We start from the raw sequence: 2,007 nt of genomic DNA, 5'->3' as shown, positions 1-2,007 counted from the left end.
GCGGGGCGGGAATCTGGTTGCACACAACTCCTACACAGTTTGGGATTCTCAGCTGTATTTAGCAGTAATAGAGAGGGGACCTCGTTTCCGAGATCCCCTTTTTCGTCTATCTATAGAAATAGGCTTTCAAAGCCTTAGGCCAACAGCTTGCGACCTGACTCCTCAATCGCGTCAAGTGCTGCATCAGCCTCGGCGGCATCCGCGCCCTTAGCGAAGATGTACAGCTTGATCTTGGGCTCGGTGCCGGAAGGACGGACAATACCCTTGTTGCCACCCTCAAGATCGAACTCAATGACATTAGCCTTCGGCAGGCCGTTCACGCAGGTGTTGTAATCCACAACGGCCTCGATCTTGGAGCCTGCGAGCTCCGCGGGCGGGTTCTCGCGCAGACCAGCCATGATGCCGGCCATCTTTGCCGCACCCTCAGCGCCCGGATAGCTCAGCGAAATCGTCTTGTTGTGATAGTAGCCATACTTCTCGTACAGCTCGTGCATCGCATCGGCAAGGTTCTTGCCCTGGAGCTTGTAATACTGCGCCATCTGGCAAATCAGAAGCGAAGTGCTCACGGCGTCCTTGTCGCGCACGTGGTCGCCGGCCAGATAACCGTAGCTCTCCTCGAAACCGAAGATAAAGCGATCGACTTCACCAGCATCGGAAAGCGAGGTAATGATGTCACCGATGTACTTGAAGCCCGTCAGGCAGCGACGGAGCTCAAAGCCATACTCCTCGGCCAGAGCATCGACCATGGCGGAAGAAACAATGGTAGTAACCGCGACCTTCTTGGTGAGATCCTCGCCGCGGGCGGCACGGGTCTTGCAGATATAGTCGAGCAGCAGAACGCCCATCTCATTGCCGGTCAGCAGCAGATAGTCATCACCATTCTTAACAGCAACGCCAACACGGTCGGCGTCAGGATCGGTTGCAAGCAGCAGATCGGGGTGAACCTGCTCGCACAGGTCGATTCCCTTCTGCATGGCCTGACGGATCTCGGGGTTAGGATACGGGCAGGTCGGGAAATCGCCGTTCGGGTCCTTCTGCTCGGGAACAACCGTGACATCGGTGATGCCGGCGCGCTCGAGCACCGTCGTGACGGGAATGAGGCCAGTGCCGTTGAGCGGAGTGTAGACGAGCTTAAGCGGAGCGCCAGCGATCTCCTCGGCAGAAAGGTTGGTCACGCCGCGCGCGAGAACGGCGTCGTAATAACGCTCGAGGCACGAGTCATCGATCCATTTGACCAGACCCTGCTCAAGAGCCTCATCGAAGTCCATGGACTTCACGCCAGTGAACGTATCGGTCTCGGCAATAGCCTTAGAAATTGCATCGGCGGCCTCGCTCGTGATCTGGCAGCCGTCGGGGCCATAGGCCTTATAGCCGTTATAGGGCGCCGGGTTATGACTAGCGGTCATGCAAATGCCACCGGAGCACTCAAGGTCGCGGACGGCCCAGGAAAGCGTCGGCACGGGAGAAATCTTAGGGTACACGAGAGCAGTCACGCCGTTTGCTGCAAGAATGGCGGCCGTCGTCTTAACAAACAGTTCGCCCTTATTGCGGCTATCGCGAGCAATGGCAACCGTCGGATGCTCAAAAGTCGCATTGAGATAGTCGGCGAAGCCCTGCGTTGCACGGCCGACCGTATAGATATTCATACGGTTAGTGCCAGCACCGATCGTGCCACGCAGGCCAGCGGTGCCGAAGGCAAGATCCTGAAAGAAGGCATCGGTGATGGCATCCTCGTCACCCTGCTCCTTCATCGTGTTGAGCTCGGTCAGCAGCTCATCATCCTTGACATTGGCAATCCAAGTATCAAGCAGCTCGTGAACATCTGCCATGTGCGTCCTTCCTTCATAATCAATAAAACGGCCCGCCTAAAACAGGTCAAGCGCAGTATCACGCTTAAGTAGATAGTAATCCATTGAGTGCGTGAGACTGTCAGGAGAACGGTGAACGTCTGAATAAGACGGCAGATGATATCGTTGTAAAAATTGTCATTTAGTTAAATTGCCTGAG

Annotated in this window: 1 protein-coding gene; it reads right to left on the bottom strand. The window is 55.8% G+C overall.

Translation table 11 applies throughout. The features are described 5' to 3' along the window. Nucleotides 1-134: 134 nt before the first annotated feature. A complete protein-coding gene (locus ACQRCA_RS08360; RefSeq protein WP_427719879.1) occupies nucleotides 135-1,829 on the bottom strand; it encodes a phospho-sugar mutase in 1,695 nt (564 codons plus the stop codon). Nucleotides 1,830-2,007: the final 178 nt, after the last annotated feature.

Source organism: Collinsella sp. SGI.095 (assembly GCF_050314535.1).
GTDB lineage: Bacteria > Actinomycetota > Coriobacteriia > Coriobacteriales > Coriobacteriaceae > Collinsella.
Note: the sequence above shows the minus strand (reverse complement) of the source record. Positions and strands in the feature narration are given on the sequence as shown.